This is a genomic window from Pantoea sp. ANP04 (genome assembly GCF_041982285.1).
GTDB lineage: Bacteria > Pseudomonadota > Gammaproteobacteria > Enterobacterales > Enterobacteriaceae > Pantoea > Pantoea eucalypti.
This window is the reverse complement of record NZ_JAUTYS010000008.1, coordinates 1-14,854: the sequence shown is the minus strand read 5'-3', so window position 1 is coordinate 14,854 and position 14,854 is coordinate 1. Positions and strand designations below refer to the sequence as shown.

At 54.2% G+C, this 14,854-nt stretch carries 15 protein-coding genes and 1 other RNA gene; 8 read left to right on the top strand and 8 right to left on the bottom strand.

Annotated elements, in window-relative coordinates:
* Positions 1 to 41 precede the first annotated feature (41 nt).
* From cysM to Q7C21_RS12165, 3 genes are all read left to right on the top strand, one after another.
* On the top strand, positions 42 to 926 hold the full coding sequence (cysM, locus tag Q7C21_RS12175) for a cysteine synthase CysM (protein WP_003848848.1): 885 nt from the start codon (positions 42 to 44) through the stop codon (positions 924 to 926).
* Positions 927 to 1,095: 169 nt separating this feature from the next.
* Positions 1,096 to 1,776 carry a response regulator transcription factor gene (locus Q7C21_RS12170; protein ID WP_003848852.1) on the top strand — a complete coding sequence of 227 codons (681 nt, stop codon included), beginning with the start codon at positions 1,096 to 1,098 and terminating at the stop codon, positions 1,774 to 1,776.
* The gene (locus tag Q7C21_RS12165) at positions 1,773 to 3,113 is read left to right on the top strand and encodes an ATP-binding protein (RefSeq protein ID WP_003848854.1); all 1,341 of its coding nucleotides are present in this window, start codon (positions 1,773 to 1,775) and stop codon (positions 3,111 to 3,113) included. The genes Q7C21_RS12170 and Q7C21_RS12165 overlap by 4 nt, the downstream gene beginning before the upstream one ends.
* A gap of 61 nt (positions 3,114 to 3,174) precedes the next feature.
* On the opposite strand, the gene crr is transcribed toward Q7C21_RS12165, so the two are convergent.
* The 3 genes from crr to ptsH form a co-directional block, all read right to left on the bottom strand.
* On the bottom strand, positions 3,175 to 3,675 hold the full coding sequence (gene crr, locus Q7C21_RS12160) for a PTS glucose transporter subunit IIA (protein WP_008926530.1): 501 nt from the start codon (positions 3,673 to 3,675) through the stop codon (positions 3,175 to 3,177).
* A 42-nt stretch (positions 3,676 to 3,717) separates the two neighbouring features.
* Positions 3,718 to 5,445 carry a phosphoenolpyruvate-protein phosphotransferase PtsI gene (gene ptsI, locus Q7C21_RS12155; RefSeq protein ID WP_003848857.1) on the bottom strand — a complete coding sequence of 576 codons (1,728 nt, stop codon included), beginning with the start codon at positions 5,443 to 5,445 and terminating at the stop codon, positions 3,718 to 3,720.
* Positions 5,446 to 5,606: 161 nt separating this feature from the next.
* Positions 5,607 to 5,864 (bottom strand): phosphocarrier protein Hpr, encoded by a 258-nt coding sequence (ptsH, locus tag Q7C21_RS12150; RefSeq protein ID WP_003848868.1) that lies wholly within the window; start codon positions 5,862 to 5,864, stop codon positions 5,607 to 5,609.
* 95 nt (positions 5,865 to 5,959) lie between these two features.
* Between ptsH and Q7C21_RS12145 the strand changes: the two genes are divergently transcribed.
* Positions 5,960 to 6,274 carry a hypothetical protein gene (locus Q7C21_RS12145; RefSeq protein ID WP_153574537.1) on the top strand — a complete coding sequence of 105 codons (315 nt, stop codon included), beginning with the start codon at positions 5,960 to 5,962 and terminating at the stop codon, positions 6,272 to 6,274.
* Here the strand turns inward: Q7C21_RS12145 and cysK are convergent.
* Together cysK and cysZ are read right to left on the bottom strand one after the other, a co-directional pair.
* Complete coding sequence (gene cysK, locus Q7C21_RS12140) at positions 6,252 to 7,220, bottom strand: cysteine synthase A (protein WP_003848872.1); 969 nt, start codon at positions 7,218 to 7,220, stop codon at positions 6,252 to 6,254. The two genes, Q7C21_RS12145 and cysK, sit on opposite strands and share 23 nt — an antisense overlap.
* Positions 7,221 to 7,361: 141 nt before the next feature.
* The gene (gene cysZ / locus Q7C21_RS12135) at positions 7,362 to 8,129 is read right to left on the bottom strand and encodes a sulfate transporter CysZ (RefSeq protein ID WP_039659590.1); all 768 of its coding nucleotides are present in this window, start codon (positions 8,127 to 8,129) and stop codon (positions 7,362 to 7,364) included.
* Between the two features lie 218 nt (positions 8,130 to 8,347).
* On the opposite strand from cysZ, the gene zipA reads away from it, so the two are divergent.
* From zipA to Q7C21_RS12120, 3 genes are all read left to right on the top strand, one after another.
* Entirely contained in the window at positions 8,348 to 9,352 is a 1,005-nt protein-coding gene (zipA, locus tag Q7C21_RS12130) for a cell division protein ZipA (protein ID WP_008926527.1), read from the top strand.
* Positions 9,353 to 9,427: 75 nt separating this feature from the next.
* Positions 9,428 to 11,446: an NAD-dependent DNA ligase LigA gene (gene ligA / locus Q7C21_RS12125; RefSeq protein ID WP_182629653.1), complete on the top strand. Its 2,019-nt coding sequence runs from the start codon at positions 9,428 to 9,430 to the stop codon at positions 11,444 to 11,446.
* A gap of 1 nt (position 11,447) precedes the next feature.
* Positions 11,448 to 11,666, top strand: a complete 219-nt coding sequence (locus Q7C21_RS12120) for a DUF3820 family protein (protein WP_003848878.1) — start codon at positions 11,448 to 11,450, stop codon at positions 11,664 to 11,666.
* Positions 11,667 to 11,693: 27 nt separating this feature from the next.
* Here the strand turns inward: Q7C21_RS12120 and Q7C21_RS12115 are convergent, their stop codons facing one another.
* Positions 11,694 to 12,710, bottom strand: coding sequence for a bile acid:sodium symporter family protein (locus Q7C21_RS12115; protein ID WP_003848880.1), 1,017 nt, complete (start codon positions 12,708 to 12,710; stop codon positions 11,694 to 11,696).
* 95 nt (positions 12,711 to 12,805) lie between these two features.
* Here Q7C21_RS12115 and Q7C21_RS12110 point away from each other — a divergent pair, with 95 nt between their 5' ends.
* Entirely contained in the window at positions 12,806 to 13,726 is a 921-nt protein-coding gene (locus tag Q7C21_RS12110; protein WP_008926526.1) for a LysR family transcriptional regulator, read from the top strand.
* Here Q7C21_RS12110 and Q7C21_RS12105 read toward each other — a convergent pair.
* Positions 13,723 to 14,061 carry a FlxA-like family protein gene (locus tag Q7C21_RS12105; RefSeq protein ID WP_008926525.1) on the bottom strand — a complete coding sequence of 113 codons (339 nt, stop codon included), beginning with the start codon at positions 14,059 to 14,061 and terminating at the stop codon, positions 13,723 to 13,725. The genes Q7C21_RS12110 and Q7C21_RS12105 overlap by 4 nt on opposite strands.
* A gap of 543 nt (positions 14,062 to 14,604) precedes the next feature.
* Positions 14,605 to 14,737, bottom strand: a non-coding RNA gene (locus Q7C21_RS12100) — RtT sRNA.
* Positions 14,738 to 14,854: the final 117 nt, after the last annotated feature.

The following is a 14,854-nucleotide window of genomic DNA, read 5'->3' as shown; positions in this document are numbered from 1 at the left end:
TTTTTTTCGCCTCTCGTTTGTAACAGGCCAGGAAGCAGACCGTGACGACTCTTGAAAATACCATCGGCAATACCCCGCTGATTAAGTTGCAGCGCCTGACGCCTGCCAACGGCAGTGAGGTCTGGCTCAAACTGGAAGGTAATAATCCGGCGGGTTCGGTAAAAGATCGCGCAGCCTGGTCGATGATCAATCAGGCAGAGCTGCGCGGTGACATTTCACCCGGCGATCAGCTGATTGAAGCCACCAGCGGCAATACCGGCATTGCACTGGCGATGATCGCAGCGATGAAAGGCTATCGTCTTCGCCTGCTGATGCCAGACAACATGAGTCAGGAGCGGCAGGATGCGATGCGTGCCTACGGCGCGGAGCTGATTCTGGTGCCGCGAGAGCAGGGCATGGAAGGCGCACGCGATCTGGCGCAGGCAATGGCCGCGCGTGGTGAAGGGCGGGTGCTGGATCAGTTCAATAATCCTGATAACCCGCTGGGCCATTATCAGACGACCGGGCCAGAGTTGTGGCAGCAGTCGAATCAGCGCATGACCCATTTTGTCTCCAGCATGGGCACGACCGGCACCATCACCGGCGTAGGGCGTTACCTGAAAGAGAACAACACGGGCGTGAAGGTGATCGGTTTACAGCCGAGTGAAGGCAGCAGCATTCCGGGCATTCGCCGCTGGCCACTGGCCTATCTGCCGGGCATCTACCGTCCCGATCTGGTGGATGATGTGATGGATATGGCGCAGAAAGAAGCGGAAGAAACGATGCGGGCGCTGGCACGCCGTGAAGGTATTTTTTGTGGCGTCAGTTCAGGCGGCGCGGTTGCGGGCGCGCTGCGCATTGCGCAGGCTAATCCGGGCAGCGTGGTGGTGGCGATCGCCTGCGATCGCGGCGATCGCTATCTCTCTACCGGACTCTATCATCAGTAGTCTTTGCTGATGCGGGAACCCAGCCTGTGCGCAGCGTTTGCTGCCCACAGGCTTTTTTTTAACAGTATTTCACGCGCCAGATAGACTGAATCTGTAAGGATCGCGTAAATCAGGCTGCACGAACGCCCGGTACAGGACAAAATAGCGCCAATTCTGTCGAGAGATAAACATGAAAATTTTGCTTGTTGATGATGACGTTGAATTAGGCACGATGCTAAGCCAGTACCTGATCGCCGAGGGGTTCGATGCGCAGCTGGTTCTGACCGGCAGCGCCGGCATTCAGGGCGCGCTATCAGGTGAGTTCACCGCCATGATTCTGGACATTATGCTGCCCGACATGAGCGGTATTGATGTACTGCGGCAGGTACGCCAGAACAGCCGGATTCCGGTGATTATGCTGACCGCCAAAGGCGATAACATTGATCGGGTGATCGGTCTGGAGATGGGTGCAGATGACTATATGCCAAAGCCCTGCTATCCCCGGGAACTGGTGGCCCGCCTGCGCGCCGTATTGCGTCGTTTCGAAGAGCAGGTTCCGCAACCTGATGCCAGAGAGCCGCTGCGCTGGGGCGAGCTGACGCTGAATCCGGCTACCCGCATGAGTGAATGGCAGGGGCGAGCCTTCGATCTGACGGCATCGGAATTTAACCTGCTGGATTTACTGCTGCGCGCCCCGGATCGGGTGGTGTCGAAAGATGAGCTCTCTGAGAAGGGGCTGGGTCGTCCGCGTGAAGCCTATGACCGCAGTGTCGATGTGCATATCAGCAATATCCGTCAGAAGCTCAGTGCATTAACTGCTGACAGCATCAACATTGAAACCGTTCGCAGCATCGGTTACCGCATTCGATGAAACAGAGTTACCGTGGACGCATGTTCTGGAAGATTTTTATCGGCTTCTGGATTGTTTTTGTCATCATGAGTCAGCTTATCTGGCTGGGTTTTACGCTCTCCGGTAAACGTCACGAACCGCCTGAAATTGTGGCTATCCGGCGCATTGTCGATCTGCAGATGACTTCTGCTGCATCGGTGCTGGCGCGCAGCGGGCCCGACGCGCTGAATGCGATGCTGTCGGACTGGGATAACAGCGATCGACAGTTTTTCCATGTGACGCAGCAGGCAAAATCGCCACAATCACAAAACAGCGGCAATCTGGATTATGTGGGGCGTCTTCCTGAAGAGGTGGTGCGCTGGGTTCAGGGTGCTGATGGCAAAGAGTATCAGCTGCGTTACGACCTGGATGGCATGCGCAAAGACAGCATGCATAATCTGATGCCACGCAAATTTCTGAATATTCCTGAGCCGATTTTCATCTTTGCCGGTTCGGTGGGATTGCTGTTCAGCCTGTTGCTGGCCTGGAATCTGACGCGGCCTATGCGTCAGCTGTGTGAGGGATTTTCCCGCGTCGCCGAGGGTGATTTACGTGTGCGGCTATTCCCGATCATGCGAAAGCGCCACGACGAGATCTCAAACGTTGCAGAAGCCTTTGATGCCATGGTCGAGCGGCTGGACACCCTGGTGCGCGCCCGTGAAGAGCTACTGCACGATATCTCGCATGAGCTTCGTTCACCGCTGGCACGACTTCAGCTGGCTACCGGACTGGCCAGACAGACGCCAGAGAGCGTAAACAGTTCGCTTGATCGCATTGATGAAGAGGCGCGTCGGCTGGACAAGATGATTGGCGAACTGCTGACGCTGTCGCGGGCCGAGCATGAAAGCATTCCGGATGAGCAATATTTTGACCTGACTGGTTTACTGGAGGCAGTCCTTACTGATGTCCGTTATGAAGCGCAGATTCCCGGTGTGCAGGTTGAGCTGCATGTCGATGCCGAGGCTGATTACACCGTGCGAGGCAATGCCGAGCTGATACGGCGCGGCGTAGAGAACGTGTTACGTAACGCGCTGCGTTTCTCTCTGCCAGGACAGCGGATTGAGGTGCATTTGCGCGCAGAAGCGCAGTGGCTGGCGATTCAGGTGTGCGATCAGGGGCCGGGTGTCGACGAGGATAAACTCTCCAGCATCTTTGACCCGTTTGTGCGGGTAAATTCGCCGCTGATGGGTAAAGGGTATGGTCTGGGTCTGGCTATCGTGCGCAAGGTCGTACTGGCGCATCACGGTGAGGTTGATGCCCGGAACCGGCCAGAAGGTGGACTTGAACTGACGCTGCGTCTGCCACACTGGCAGCCCTGAACAGGTGTATTGCAGAAACGATAACGGCACCCGCAGGTGCCGTTATGATATCAACGCATACTTACTTTCTGATGCGAATCACCGGCGTTTCGCCGACGGTGACCTGGCCAGACAGCTTAATCAATTCCTTGATTTCATCCATGTTGGAGATAACAACCGGTGTCAGGGTTGATTTCGCTTTCTCTTCCAGCAACGGCAGATCGAACTCGATAACCACATCGCCTTTTTTGACCTTCTGGCCTTCTTCAGCGATGCGTTTGAAGCCTTCACCTTTCAGTTCTACCGTATCGATACCGAAGTGGACAAACAGCTCAATGCCGTTGTCTGATTCGATCGAAAAAGCGTGATTGGTTTCAAAAATCTTACCGATAGTGCCATCAACAGGCGCAACCATTTTGTTGCCGCTGGGTTTGATAGCAATACCGTCGCCCACGATTTTCTCTGCAAACACCACATCTGGTACGTCTTCAATATTCACGATTTCGCCTGACAGAGGCGCTACGATGTCAATTGTCCCAGCGCTATCCGTTTTTTCGCCAAAAAGTTTAGAAAACAAACCCATGATCTTCTCCTAAGCAGTAATTTGGGGCCAGCATCATGCAGATTAGCAGAGCGTTTTTTCCTTAATAAACTTGTTTACCAGGTTCATCAGGTCTTCCGCTGTCGGTTGAGCCAGTGCCTGCTCTGCCAATGCCTTCGCATCTTCAAAATTAGTATTACGAATGATTTTCTTGATGCCAGGGATAGAAATGGCACTCATGCTGAACTCGTCCAGCCCCATTCCCAGTAACAGTAGTGTAGCACGTTCATCACCTGCCAGCTCACCACACATGCCGGTCCATTTACCTTCAGCGTGAGATGCATCAATGACTTGCTTGATTAAGTTAAGCACAGACGGCGTCATTGGGTTGTACAGGTGCGAGATCAAATCATTACCACGATCGACCGCCAGAGTATACTGCGTCAGATCGTTTGTCCCAATACTGAAGAAGTCGACTTCTTTCGCCAGATGATGCGCAATCACGGCTGAAGCCGGGGTTTCCACCATGATGCCGACTTCGATGCTTTCATCAAAGGCTTTACCTTCTTCGCGCAACTGCGCTTTCAGCAGTTCCAGTTCCGCTTTCAGACTGCGAACTTCTTCAACCGAAATGATCATCGGGAACATGATGCGCAGTTTACCGAAGGAGGAGGCGCGCAGGATAGCACGCAGCTGCGCATGCAGAATCTCTTTGCGATCCATAGCGATGCGGATAGCACGCCAGCCGAGGAACGGGTTCTCCTCTTTCGGCAGGTTCATGTAAGGCAGATCTTTGTCACCGCCGATGTCCATGGTACGAACGATAACGGCTTGTGAACCCATCGCTTCAGCAACGGCTTTGTACGCCTGGAACTGCTCTTCTTCGCTTGGCAGAGAGTCACGGTCCATGAACAGGAATTCGGTACGATAAAGACCAACGCCTTCAGCGCCATTGCGCTCAGCACCGGCGATATCGCGCACGGTACCGATGTTGGCGCAGACTTCAACCTGGTGACCATCCAGCGTGACGGCTGGCAGATCTTTCAGCTTGGCTAATTCGTGTTTTTCCGACAGATACTGATTCTGTACGGCTTTCAGCTCTTCCTGAATCGCTTCAGAAGGATTGACGTGAATCGCATTGTTAACGCCATCCAGGATCAGGAAATCGCCGTTTTTAACCGTGACGGTCACATTGCCGGTGCCGACAATGGCTGGGATCTCCAGCGAGCGCGCCATGATTGAAGTGTGTGAGGTACGGCCACCCAGATCGGTGATAAAGCCCAGCACCTTTTTCAGGTTCAGCTGTGCGGTTTCTGACGGCGTTAAATCTTTTGCCACCAGAATGGATTCGTCCGGAATAGCGCTCAGGTCAACAATGTGCAGACCGAGGATGTTTTGCAGCAGACGTTTACCGATGTCACGTACGTCAGCCGCACGCTCTTTCAGGTATTCGTCATCTAACTCTTCCAGAGCTTTCGCCTGGCCATCAATAACAGAGTAGGCAGCAGCATCGGCAGAAGCGTGATCTTTTTTAATCAGATCGATGATTTCCTGCTCCAGCTCTTCATCTTCCAGCAACATGATGTGGCCTTCGAAGATGGCTGCTTTCTCTTCACCGAGGGTTTCACCCGCTTTGACGCGAATCGCTTCCAGTTGTAATGCCGCTTTGCTACGGCCATCAAGGAAGCGTTGTACTTCCTGCTCAACCTGATCATCAGAAATTTTCTTGCGGTTGATGACGATCTCGTCTTCTTTCAGCAGCAGTGCTTTGCCGAAAGCGATACCTGGTGATGCTAAAATGCCTGAAATCATAACGCTACCTTTTAATCACGATGGCTGATGGGACTCTATGCGGTGCCATTGTCGCGGGACACGTACTCTACGAAAGCAATAACGCGGACAGGTTGTCCGCGATCAAGATGTTTGCACTCAATGGCGCAGAGGAGTCGATTGGCTGGAGAGCTGAGCGGAGATTACTCCAGTTCAGCCATCAGTTTGACCAGATGCTCAACTGCTTTCTGCTCATCTTCGCCTTCTGCAGAAAGCGTCACAACCGTTCCCTGGGTTAAACCCAATGTCTGCAGCTTGAACAGGCTTTTCGCGCTTGCTGATTTACCGTTAGAGGTCACGGTAATTTCTGACTGGAAAGCTTTGGCTTCTTTTACGAATTGCGCAGCTGGGCGAGTATGCAGACCGTTTGGTGCAGTAATGGTAACTTCTTGCTGGAACATTCTATTTCCCCAACGTTATCAGGATGAGTGTTATGGATCTAAAGTCTAGCCTGGAGCCTTCACTTTAGCCTGTGTAGGTGCGCGGGTATAGCATCATGCTGACCAAAGACGCGCAGGCGTCAAATCTACATTCCGTTGCTTCTCAAAACCGATTCTACACGTCACCGGTTAATTATGCCGTGATTCGCCGTTTCACTGAATCCGTAAATCGATTCAGCTTGATCCACTTCAAAGGCGGATTAATTTCAGGCATCGAAATAATTGGCAGTCTGAATACCAGATCGGCGTCACTGAAATCAATCTGCCGGGTTATGAAAGTGAGATCTGCACCACAAAAAAGCACCCAGGCGGGTGCTTTTTTCTCCATTTTCAGACTATCTGCCGCTGCTACTGCAGCTCTTTTTCTGTGAAGAGATCGGCAAACAAAGCCGTACTCAGATAGCGTTCGCCGGAGGAGGGGAGAATGACCACAATATTTTTATTCGCGAAGGTTTCGTCTTCCTGCAGCTTCAGCGCGGCGGCGACGGCAGCACCGGATGAGATACCGGCCAGAATGCCTTCCTCTTCCATAAGCTTACGCGCTGTGCTGATCGCTTCATCATTGGTGATCGCCACTACGCGGTCCACCAGATTCAGCTCAAGGTTGCCCGGAATAAAGCCTGCGCCGATACCCTGAATTTTGTGTGGACCAGGCTTGATCTCTTCACCCGCCAGCGCCTGAGCAATTACCGGTGAATCCGTTGGCTCAACGGCGACGGTTATCAGGTCTTTCTTACCTTTGGTGTTTTTGATATAGCGGCTCACCCCGGTCAGCGTACCGCCGGTGCCGACACCTGCGATAAAGACATCCACTTCGCCATCCGTGTCTTCCCAGATTTCCGGGCCGGTGGTCTTCTCATGGATTTCCGGGTTAGCCGGGTTGCTGAACTGCTGCAACAGGACATATCGGTCCGGATCGCTGGCGACAATCTCTTCCGCTTTGCTGATGGCGCCTTTCATGCCTTTAGCACCTTCGGTCAGCACCAGCTTAGCACCCAGCGCTTTCAGCAATTTACGACGTTCCACTGACATGGTTTCTGGCATCGTCAGGGTTAATTTGTAGCCGCGCGCTGCGGCAACATAGGCCAGCGCAATACCGGTGTTACCGCTGGTCGGTTCAACCAGTTCAACACCGGGCTTCAGAATACCGCGTTTTTCTGCGTCCCAAATCATATTGGCACCGATACGGCATTTTACGCTGAAGCTCGGGTTACGGGATTCAACTTTCGCAAGGATGCGGCCGTTACCGATGCGGTTCAGTCGAACCAATGGCGTATGACCAATTGTCAAAGAGTTGTCTTCATAGATCTTACTCATAGCCTGTCCTTAACTGTATGAATTATTGGGAACGCTATGAGCATACCTGTTCTGCCTGGGGGCGGAAGGAAAGAAATCGTATATCTATATTTCGCCCGGCAATAAGCCCTGCTAAAAAGAGCATAAGGCGTGCGGGTGTGACTAGCGCACCTCACTGCGGGCCAGTTGCGGCCGGTAACGGTCAACCCACATGGCGGTGGCACCACAAACGGCAACCGGCATAATCACCAGATTAAGAATCGGAATCATGGTGAACAGGCTGGTTAGCGCGCCAAACTGCATGTTGGCCGTTTTGTGCCGGCGCAGGGCGTTTCGCATTTGCTGAAAAGGCACTTTGTGGTTGTCGAACGGGTAGTCGCAATACTGAATGGATAACATCCAGGCACTGAACAGGAACCACAGCACGGGCGCCACCGTCTGACCAAATCCCGGAATAAAGTAGAGCAGCAACAGTCCCAGCGCGCGGGGCAGGTAATAGCCCAGTTTTTGCATCTCGCGCTTCATAATGCGCGGCACATCTTTAATCATTCCCGCCCAGCCACTGTCGGGCAGAGGCTTACCGGTCAGGCGGCCTTCGAGCTGTTCGGCCAGCAGGCCGCAGAATGGAGCAGCAATCAGGTTTGCCAGCGTTGAGAAGAAATAGCTGAACACCAGTACAATCGCAATCACCGACAATGGCCACAACAGATAACTCAGCCACTGCAGCCAGTCGGGAATATGGGCCATCAGGCGTGGAATCCAGTCGCCGAGGCGATAGAACAGCCAGACGAATGCGCCGCCCAGCATAATGATGTTGATCAGCAGTGGCATCACCACAAAGCGGCGAATGCCAGGCAGACGGACCAGTTTCCAGCCCTGGCTAAAGTAGTGCATGCCGTTAAAATTTGAGACGGAATTCTCAAGGGCCATAAAGCCAATTCTCCTGAAGGTGTTAAGGCGCGCTCACTATAACCTGGCTTTTTCTCCAGGCCAGGTGCCGTTTGGGTAAAAAAACAGCGAAAAAGCGTGGGTTGCCTATCTTATTTGTCAGAAAATACTGCACAGACTTGCACTTGTGTAGCAGGGCAAATACAGTTAGAGGATAAAGTTTGCCGCGGTGGCAAGGTATTGGAACAACAGAGAATACAATGATGCAGGATTTGCGTCTGATATTAATCGTTGTTGGCGCGATCGCCATTATAGCGCTCCTTCTTCACGGGCTGTGGACCAGCCGTAAAGAGCGTTCGTCAGTGTTCCGCGATCGCCCGCACAAACGTCTAAAACAACGTGATGACCATGATGAGCAGGACCTGATTGACGACGAAGATGACGGCGTCGGCGAGGTTCGTGTTCGTTCTGAGCGCAACGTCCATCAGGAACCGCGTTTCGATGAGATCCGCGAACCACAGCCAGAAGCGCCGCGTAAGCAAGCGCCCGCTGAGCCTGTGCGTCAGCCTGCGCCACGACCCGCACCGCAACCCGAACCTGACAGCGATCCGCTGTTCACTACGGCACCGAAGCCTGCTCCACAGCCGCGCCCTGAACCGGTGCGTCAGCAGCCAGCGCAGACTTTCGTCGCGCCGCCTGTTCAGGCCGACCCGTTGCTGGATCTGGATCCGCTGGAGTCTGTGCAGCCTGCGCCGCAGTACCAGGCTGAACCTGAGCCACAACCGCAGCCTGAGGTGTCAGCGCCTCCTGCGCCTGAACAACCCGCGGCTAAAGCGCCAGCAGAAAAACCGAAAGAAGCCGTACTGGTGCTGCATGTTGCTGCCCATTCGGGCGGCGAACTGAACGGTGAAGCGTTGCTGCAGGGTATTCTGCAGGCGGGCTTCCAGTTTGGTGAAATGAATATTTTCCATCGTCATCTTAGTCCGGCAGGCAGTGGTCCGGTGCTGTTCAGTCTGGCTAACATGGTCAAGCCAGGTTCGTTCAATCCTGACATGATGACCGATTTCAGCACGCCTGGTATCTCCATCTTTATGATGGTGCCCTCTTATGGCGATGCGAATCAGAACTTCAAGCTGATGCTGCAGTCTGCACAGCGTATCGCTGATGATGTTGGTGGCGTGGTGCTGGACGATGAGCGTCGCATGATGACGCCACAGAAGCTGGAAACTTACAAAGCGCGTATCCGCGATGTGGTTGGCGTCTGACACCTGCGCTAAACGCTATCTGAATTGTTAAAACAAACCCCCGCCTGTCGGGGGTTTTTTATCTGATGGGGCTTTATGAAATCCGTCCAGGATCACATCACCGAACTGCGCACCACGCTGCGCCATCACGAATATCTCTACCACGTCATGGATGCGCCGGAAGTGCCGGATGCTGAATACGATCGCCTGATGCGTGAACTGCGTCAGCTGGAAGAGGAACATCCCGATCTCATTACACCGGATTCGCCCACCCAGCGTGTGGGTGCTGCGCCGCTGACGGTATTTGAGCAGGTTCGCCATGAAGTGCCGATGCTGTCGCTGGACAACGCGTTTGATGAAGCCACATTTATGGCTTTCAACAAGCGGGTACAGGATCGGCTGAAAAACAGTGAGGACATTACTTACTGCTGTGAACTCAAGCTCGATGGCGCTGCGGTCAGCCTGATGTATGAAAATGGCCTGCTGGTTCAGGCCGCGACGCGCGGTGACGGCACGACCGGTGAGAACATTACCGCCAACGTCCGGACCATTCGCGCTATCCCGCTGCGGCTGAAGGGCGACAACATCCCGGCCCGGCTGGAAGTGCGCGGCGAGGTGTTTATGACGCAGCGCGGCTTCGAGAAGCTTAATGAAGAAGCGCGACGCACAGACGGCAAAGTTTTTGCTAACCCGCGTAATGCAGCAGCAGGTTCCCTGCGTCAGCTTGATCCACGCATTACCGCCAAACGTCCGCTGACGTTTTTCTGCTACGGTTTTGGCCTGCTGGAAGGCGGTGAGATGCCACACAGCCACATGGAGCGCCTGCAACAGTTTAAAGCCTGGGGCCTGCCGGTCAGCGACCGCATTAAGCGGGTGCATAATGCGGAGGAAGCCCTGGCGTTCTATCGGGAAATTGAGCAACAACGTCCGAACCTGGGTTTTGATATCGATGGTGTCGTAATCAAAGTCGATTCACAGGCGCTGCAGGAGCAGCTGGGCTTTGTGGCGCGAGCGCCGCGCTGGGCGATTGCTTTTAAGTTCCCGGCACAGGAACAGCTGACCTGGGTGCGCGACGTCGAATTTCAGGTTGGCCGCACAGGCGCTATCACGCCAGTAGCTCGCCTGGAGCCGGTGCAGGTCGCAGGCGTTATCGTCAGCAATGCCACACTGCATAATGCAGACGAAATCGAACGGCTGGGTTTACGCATCGGTGATCGAGTTGTGATTCGCCGCGCCGGCGATGTGATTCCGCAGGTCGTCAACGTGGTTATCGCGGAGCGACCTGAAGAGACGCGGGAGGTGGTATTTCCTGCCCATTGTCCGGTCTGCGGTTCTGAGGTTGAACGGGTTGAAGGCGAATCAGTCACGCGCTGCACCGGCGGCTTGATCTGCGGCGCACAGCGCAAAGAGGCACTGAAGCATTTTGTCTCACGTCGGGCGCTGGATGTGGATGGCATGGGCGATAAGATTATCGACCAGCTGGTGGAGAAAGAGTACGTCAGTACGCCAGCCGATCTGTTCCGTCTCACGGCGGGCAAGCTGACCGGACTGGATCGCATGGGGCCGAAATCAGCGCAAAACGTTGTAGATGCGCTGGAGAAAGCGAAGTCGACCACGCTGGCACGCTTCCTCTATGCGCTGGGCATTCGTGAAGTGGGTGAAGCTACCGCCGCTAATCTGGCTAACCATTTTGGTGAGCTGCAGAAGGTGATGGATGCCGATCTTGAGGCGCTCATTGCGGTACCGGATGTGGGCAAAGTTGTTGCCACACACGTTCGCAACTTCATGGAAGAGGAGAGCAACCGTGAGGTTATCCGTCAGCTGACCGACGAGATCGGCATTCACTGGCCGCAGGTGGTGGTGGTGAAAGCCGAAGAGATCGACAGTCCGTTCGCGGGGAAAACGGTGGTGCTGACCGGCTCGCTGTCGCAGATGAACCGTGATGATGCCAAAGCGCGGCTCGTCGCACTGGGCGCAAAAGTCAGCGGCAGCGTATCGAAGAAAACCGATCTGCTGATTGCCGGCGAAGCTGCCGGTTCCAAGCTGGCGAAAGCCCAGGAACTGGGCATAGAGGTAATTGATGAAGCGGAAATGATTCGACTGCTGGGGGCCTGAGATGGATGAACATCAGCTGGTGGCGATAGCCAATACGCCGATGCCGTTTGGGAAATATAAAGGGCGGATGCTGATCGATCTGCCTGAGCCTTATCTGCTGTGGTTTGCCCGCAGTGGCGACTTCCCGTCGGGGCTGTTGGGGGATTTGATGCAGTTGACTCTGACAATAAAAATTGAAGGTCTGGAGGGATTAGTTAAACCGCTCCAGACCCGCAAGTAACTGTGCCCGCGCAGGCGGGCACCTGTTCTACTTCTGTGACTCCATCACCGAATCTTTAACCTTCAGCGTCTGCTGTTGCTGTTTCTCATTGGTCTTCTTGTAACGGCCGGCAATAAACGAGCAGACCATCAGCTGAACCTGATGGAAAATCATCAGCGGCAGCACGATAATCCCCACGGTGCTGGCCGGGAACAGAATATTCGCCATGGGCACCCCGTTCGCCAGACTCTTCTTCGAGCCACAAAACAGCACCACAATCTCGTCGGCACGTTTAAAGCGGAACAGGCGCGAGGCCAGCAGGTTGATAATCAGCACGGCGGTCAGCAGGATGATTGAACCTGCCACAATCCACAGCAGCGTAGTCAAGCCAACGCGATGCCAGATGCCATTCACCACGGCTTCACTGAAGGCGGAATAAACGACCAGCAAAATCGAGGTCTGGTCAGTTTTGCCAATCAGGCTGCGATGTTTCTCAACCCAGCCACCGATCCAGCGACGAGAGAGGTGGCCCAGAATGAATGGCACCATGAGTTGCAGCATAATTTTACCGATCTGCTCCAGACCGTCGCTGGGCGCGCTGCTGTGTATATCCATCACCAGGTTCACCAGCAACGGCGAAATAAATACACCCAGCAGGCTTGATGCCGAGGCGCTGCACACCGCTGCTGCAACGTTACCGCCTGCCATAGAGGTAAACGCGATAGCGGACTGAACGGTGGCTGGCAGGATACAGAGGTAGATAAAGCCGGTATAAATTTCCGGACCGACATCAACCGGATGCCACCAGACCAGCAGCAGACCCAGCGCGGGAAACAACACAAAGGTGCTGAACATAATCCACAGATGCAGCTGCCAGTGGCTGCTGCCTGCGATGATTTTTTCACGCGAAAGTTTGGCACCGTGCATAAAGAATAACAGTGCTATCGCTGCCGTCGCGAGGTAGCTGAAGACATCGACGTAGATCCCTTTCGCTGGCAGGAACGACGCCAGCAGCACGGTGATGATGAGTTTGACCATCATCGGATCGAGTTTTAAAAAGCCCATTGTTAAAATCCGGTAAATTTTTCAATAGCGCGATTGTGCGTGAATTGGTTTTAGAAATAAAATTGATTTATTGAATTAATCTATGAGCATAATCGATGAATTATACCCTGCGTCAGCTTCGGACTTTTATTGCAGTGGCACACTACGGTGGTTTCAGTCAGGCGGGGCAGGCGATAGGTCTGAGTCAGTCCGCAGTCAGCCACAGTATTAAAGAGCTGGAAGCGGAAACCGGCGTCCGGCTGCTGGATCGCACCACGCGTGAGGTGATGCTGACCGAGGCAGGCAAGCAGCTGGCGTCACGGATGGAGCGCCTGCTGGAGGAGATTCATACGACGCTGCTGGATATCCGCAGTTTTGGGGAGCAGCGCAGTGGCACCGTCAGAGTGGCAGCCAGCCAGACCATCTCTGCGCATCTTATGCCGCAATGTCTGGCTGCCAGTCAGCAGCACTTTCCCGATATCAAAGTGATACTGCACGATCGCGCTCAGCAGTGGGTGCTGCAAAGTGTGCGTAACGCCGAGGTCGACTTCGGGATTGTGATTGGGCCGCTCAGCGACAGTGATTTTGATAGCATCGCGATTCTGGATGAGCCTTTCCTGCTGTTGTGCCGCGATGATGATCCGCTGGCGCAGGTGGAAAGGGCTGAATGGTCGATGCTGGATGGTCGCACCATGGTGCTGCAGGATTACGCGTCCGGCAGTCGGGTACTGATTGATGCGGCGATGCAGCAGCAGAACATCAGGGCGCAAGTGGTGCAGGAAATTGGCCATCCCGCTACGCTGTTTCCGATGGTAGAAGTGGGGATCGGCATCAGTATTCTGCCCGCGCTGGCCTTACCGTTACCGGCCGATCGTGACCTTAGTGTGCGTCGTCTTTATCCGGAAATTAATCGCAGCCTGACGCTGATCAAACGTAAAAACCGCTCGCTGACGCCTGCTGCCGAAGCGATCTGGCAGGAGGTGCGCCAGCAGGCAGCGCTGCTGGCGCAACAACGCGAAGCCAGCCCCGCGTTTTAGATATAGACGTCCACTTTATTGGTGTCGGTAGGGCGGTTAATGCCGTCTGCTTTGTTCGCACTGACAGGCGTGCTGTCACTTTTTGGCTGATCCTGCTCCGCCTGCTTCTGCTCCAGCTGCGCAATCTGTGCCTGCAGCATGGTGAGCTGTGACTGATACATCTGCTGCATTTCAGCTTTCTGTTCGTCAGTCAGCTCTTTGTTGTCGGCCAGCTCTTTGACCTGCGTTAAGACATTCTGAATCTGTTTATTCAGGGCTGCGACCTGAGAGGCAACACTGCCGCCGCTGTCACCGCTACTGACCGCACTGCTTAAAATTCCGGAAATTGAGGACATCATTTTCTCCCTGTAAGTCGTCACATACGTTATCGGCACGCTGTGAAACGACTTTAGCGCGGAGATTGTTAAGGTTTGGAAAAGAAGGGAGCTTATCTACAAGCCAATGTCTAAACAGCAGAAACGAAAAAAGCGCCTTACAGGCCTTCAGATTGTCGACAAAGTCTGGACTGATGGCAGTGAGAGCGAGCCAGCGCAGGAAACAGGGTCAGTTCGGAAAGACGCTAAAACCGCCATCCATGGCTCGCTCGGCCCGCGCGATTACTTACCTCATCCCTGAGGTGCGCCCGTTGCCGGGCCAACGCTCTGCGTTGTTCAAAAACGCTCCCGGCGTTTTTGTCCATGGCGCGGGACGCTTTCCTCCTCTGACCCTGTTCCCTGCTAGTTGAGCTATTCATCGCTGCAAGATGCGCCCTGATTTGAGTTTGTCCGTAATCTGAATCGCCAGCGATTCAGTCGAACCTGCAGCAGGTTCTCATCCCGCACGGTCACGTCCGTGCCCCGGAAACGAAAAAAGCGCCCAAAAGGCGCTTTATTCTGAATTGGTGGGTCGTGCAGGATAGCCTCGGCCCATCGTGGGCCTCGCCCTCCGGGTGATGCTAACGCATCAGCCTGAATCGCCAGCGATTCAGTCGAACCTGCAGCAGGTTCTCATCCCGCACGGTCACGTCCGTACCCCGGAAACGAAAAAAGCGCCCAAAAGGCGCTTTATTCTGAATTGGTGGGTCGTGCAGGATTCGAACCTGCGACCAATTGATTAAAAGTCAACTGCTCTACCAACTGAGCTAACGAC

What these genes read in the sequence shown, in the direction of transcription:
- Q7C21_RS12170 (WP_003848852.1), top strand. Translation starts at nt 1,096, where the DNA reads ATGAAAATTTTGCTTGTTGATGATGACGTTGAATTAGGCACGATGCTA.
- Q7C21_RS12165 (WP_003848854.1), top strand. Translation starts at nt 1,773, where the DNA reads ATGAAACAGAGTTACCGTGGACGCATGTTCTGGAAGATTTTTATCGGC.
- crr (WP_008926530.1), bottom strand. Translation starts at nt 3,675, where the DNA reads ATGGGTTTGTTTTCTAAACTTTTTGGCGAAAAAACGGATAGCGCTGGG.
- ptsI (WP_003848857.1), bottom strand. Translation starts at nt 5,445, where the DNA reads ATGATTTCAGGCATTTTAGCATCACCAGGTATCGCTTTCGGCAAAGCA.
- ptsH (WP_003848868.1), bottom strand. Translation starts at nt 5,864, where the DNA reads ATGTTCCAGCAAGAAGTTACCATTACTGCACCAAACGGTCTGCATACT.
- Q7C21_RS12145 (WP_153574537.1), top strand. Translation starts at nt 5,960, where the DNA reads ATGCTGACCAAAGACGCGCAGGCGTCAAATCTACATTCCGTTGCTTCT.
- cysK (WP_003848872.1), bottom strand. Translation starts at nt 7,220, where the DNA reads ATGAGTAAGATCTATGAAGACAACTCTTTGACAATTGGTCATACGCCA.
- cysZ (WP_039659590.1), bottom strand. Translation starts at nt 8,129, where the DNA reads ATGGCCCTTGAGAATTCCGTCTCAAATTTTAACGGCATGCACTACTTT.
- zipA (WP_008926527.1), top strand. Translation starts at nt 8,348, where the DNA reads ATGATGCAGGATTTGCGTCTGATATTAATCGTTGTTGGCGCGATCGCC.
- ligA (WP_182629653.1), top strand. Translation starts at nt 9,428, where the DNA reads ATGAAATCCGTCCAGGATCACATCACCGAACTGCGCACCACGCTGCGC.
- Q7C21_RS12120 (WP_003848878.1), top strand. Translation starts at nt 11,448, where the DNA reads ATGGATGAACATCAGCTGGTGGCGATAGCCAATACGCCGATGCCGTTT.
- Q7C21_RS12115 (WP_003848880.1), bottom strand. Translation starts at nt 12,710, where the DNA reads ATGGGCTTTTTAAAACTCGATCCGATGATGGTCAAACTCATCATCACC.
- Q7C21_RS12110 (WP_008926526.1), top strand. Translation starts at nt 12,806, where the DNA reads ATGAATTATACCCTGCGTCAGCTTCGGACTTTTATTGCAGTGGCACAC.
- Q7C21_RS12105 (WP_008926525.1), bottom strand. Translation starts at nt 14,061, where the DNA reads ATGTCCTCAATTTCCGGAATTTTAAGCAGTGCGGTCAGTAGCGGTGAC.